The following is a 3,274-nucleotide window of genomic DNA, read 5'->3' on the forward strand; positions in this document are numbered from 1 at the left end:
CCATCCTACAAATAATTGTGCCTACCTACTTATGAGTCAATTATTTTTGAGCTTTACTGTTGTTTGGGGCAAATAAAATGATCACTTCTGAACCTATTTATTCCCTCCCTAAAACCCCTCCTTTAGAAAATGGTGATCAACTAAGTCGCCAGGAATTTGAGCGTCGTTATCAGAACCTTTCTGAAGTAAAAAAAGCCGAATTAATTGAAGGAATAGTTTATATGTCCTCTCCTGTACGAGTGCAGAGTCATGGAGAACCTCATTCTGATATTTTAACTTGGTTAGGGGTCTATAAAGCCGCCACAATTGGGGTGATGTCTGCGGATAATACTACAGTGCGTCTGGATGCAGATAATGAGGTACAACCAGATGCTTTACTAAGAATTAAAATTGCTGGACAATCAACTATTAGTGACGATGATTATATCGAAGGTGCGCCAGAATTAATCGTAGAAATCGCCGCTTCTACTGCTTCCTATGATCTCCACAATAAATGGCGAGTTTATCGTCGTAATCAAGTGCAAGAATATCTTGTTTGGCGAGTTTATGAACGTCAATTAGATTGGTTCCGATTAAATGCTGGAGAATATATTAAACTTGAACCCGATAGTCGAGGGATAATTTACTCGCAGGTTTTCCCTGGTCTTTGGTTAGATGTTAATGCTTTATTAGCGGGTAACTTGGGACAGGTTTTGACAGTTTTACAGCAAGGTTTAGCCAGTCAAGAACATCAAGATTTTCTGAAAAAATTATCTCAAAAAACTAATAATTGACGATTAAATTTATGAATTGGCATCCTGACGCTTATCAAGCTTTAATTGCCGAAAATTATCCTCAAGTTGCGGCAATCTACGAGGAACTAATCGATAACAATCCCGAAAATGTTTCTGACTATTGGTACTTGGGAGTTGCCTATCTTCTGCAAAATTTAGAAGCAGAAGCGCAGGTGATGTGGCAAAGTATTTTAAGCGAAGGTAATCCGGAAGAAGTTAAGCAATGGCAAGCAGAATTAGAAGCGGTTTTAGACGCAGAAGCGCGACGACAACAAAGAAAAGGTGATCTGGCAGCCGTAGAATACTTTCGCTATCATCTACAGGAAATTGTTCCCAAGTCAATTAATAATTTATTAGCTTTATTCGACTTAGCTTTAGATTTAGAAATATTTGATCCAGAAGAACTACTTAATTATCCTATTCAAGACAATCTCAGATGTAATCCTAATCAAGAATTGCTTTTAAATGTAGTTCTCAAAAGTCTTTTATATCCCCACGAATTAACTTTAGATTTAGCTCAAGTAAGTTTACCCTATCTAGAGGAATTAGCTGATAGTTTTATCCCGCAAGCTTTTCAGATAGCAGCACGAGTCACCAACGAAAAACAAAGTCCCGTTTTTGGAGTAGAAATTATTAAACTTTGTCTGCAATTAAGACCAAATGATCTCAGTCTTTTAGAACAGTTAGTTAACCTCTATATTTTAGCCGAAGACTTTGATAATTCTTTGATAACTGCCTATCAATTGCGAGAAATTTGTCTAATCCCAACCCTAAAGTTATACAGTAATTATCTAATTTTGTTAATACTTTTGCGCTGGGGAGTTTGGCAAGAAATTGATCATATTTATCAAGAATATCAGAATTTATTACAGGAATTAACCAGTCAGAAAAATATCACTTTAGAACCGATTATTAAAACTAGCTTTCTCAATGTTTCTAGTCCCCTACCCTACCTAGGCGATCGAGCCTTAGCCAATCGACAATTAACTAATCGCATCGCCGAAATTTTCCTTGATAATAATAGTTTAGAAACTCCTTTTATTACTATCAAAAAAGCTCAAAAAAAACTAACTATTGGTTATCTTGCCAGTACCTTAAAACATCATTCTGTCGGTTGGTTAAGTCGTTGGTTAATTCACCATCACGATCGAGAAAAATTGCAAATAGTCATCTATACTATTAACCAAGAAGAAGATGAAATTACCCGTCAATGGTTCCGGGATAGCCGAGATATTATCCGTCATTTTCCCTACGCTCAAAATCCCCTAGAAGTTGCCCAACAAATTCAACAAGATCAGATAGATATTCTGGTAGATTTAGACAGTTTAACCCATAATCTTACCAATCAGATCATGGCACTGAAACCCGCAGCAAAACAAGTGACTTGGTTAGGTTGGGATGCTTCTGGATTAGCAACTATTGATTACTATATCGCCGATCCCTACGTTTTACCCCAGCAAGCGGAGGCATATTATCGAGAAAAAATCTATCGTTTACCAGAGACATATTTAGCAGTGGATGGTTTTGAAATCGGTACTCCTAATCTCCGTCGAGAAGATTTAGAAATTCCCCCCGATGCTACCATCTATTTTTCCGCACAAAGTGGCATGAAACGTCATCCTGATACTATTAAACTTCAGATGAAAATTCTCGCACAAGTCCCTAATAGTTATTTTCTGATTAAGGGAGTTGGTAAGACTGAAAAAATTCAAGAATTATTTACTGAAATAGCGATTAGGGAGGGAGTTAATCCCCAAAGATTGCGGTTTTTACCGAGAGATATAGATGAATATACCCATCGCGCTAATTTACAGATTGCCGATGTGGTGTTAGATACCTATCCCTACAATGGCGCTACCACCACCTTAGAAGTTTTATGGCAAGGAATCCCTTTAGTTACATTGGTAGGAGAACAATTTTCCGCGCGCAATAGTTATACTTTTATGATTAATGCCGGTATTGAAGCCGGAATTGGCTGGAATGAGGCAGAATATATCGACTGGGGAGTAAAATTAGGACTCGATCGCTCCCTTCGTCAAGACATCAGCCATCAACTGTTAGGAAATCGTGACATAGCTCCCCTCTGGCAAGGGAAAAAATTCGCTGAAAATATGGAAAATGCCTATTTAAAAATCTGGGAGGGAAGATGAGAAAGTTATCCGCAATCAATAAAGTATCGAATCGGGGCAAGAAAAATTCAACTAATGGGAGTTTAACTGATGACAGCCGCCACTGAAAAAGATTTAAAAAGACTAGAGGATTTAATCATCGGTATTGCCAACGGACAAAAAGCGATCGAAAACCGACTAACCACCATGGAAAACCGACTAACCACCATAGAAAACGGACAGAAGAATTTAGGTTCTTCGGTTTGTCTTATGCAATGGACGGGGTTATAAGGAATGAAACCTTTATAGAGACAGACATTGCCGCAATTTTTGTCAATTGTTTGCGATCTGAAGCGAACTAATCAATTAAATCTTTTGCCAGATAAGGATTGA

General features: G+C 37.8%; 3 protein-coding genes. All 3 read left to right on the top strand.

The annotated features are described in order from the left end of the window. Positions 1-77 precede the first annotated feature (77 nt). A complete protein-coding gene (locus O9324_RS01895; protein WP_288139340.1) occupies positions 78-773 on the top strand; it encodes a Uma2 family endonuclease in 696 nt (231 codons plus the stop codon). Positions 774-784: 11 nt separating this feature from the next. After that, positions 785-2,923 (top strand): O-linked N-acetylglucosamine transferase, SPINDLY family protein, encoded by a 2,139-nt coding sequence (locus O9324_RS01900; RefSeq protein ID WP_288139341.1) that lies wholly within the window; start codon positions 785-787, stop codon positions 2,921-2,923. Positions 2,924-2,992: 69 nt separating this feature from the next. Continuing rightward, positions 2,993-3,172 (top strand): hypothetical protein, encoded by a 180-nt coding sequence (locus O9324_RS01905; protein WP_288139342.1) that lies wholly within the window; start codon positions 2,993-2,995, stop codon positions 3,170-3,172. The last annotated feature ends 102 nt before the right edge of the window (positions 3,173-3,274 follow it).

The organism is Microcystis sp. LE19-84.1B, from assembly GCF_027531875.1.
GTDB lineage: Bacteria > Cyanobacteriota > Cyanobacteriia > Cyanobacteriales > Microcystaceae > Microcystis > Microcystis panniformis.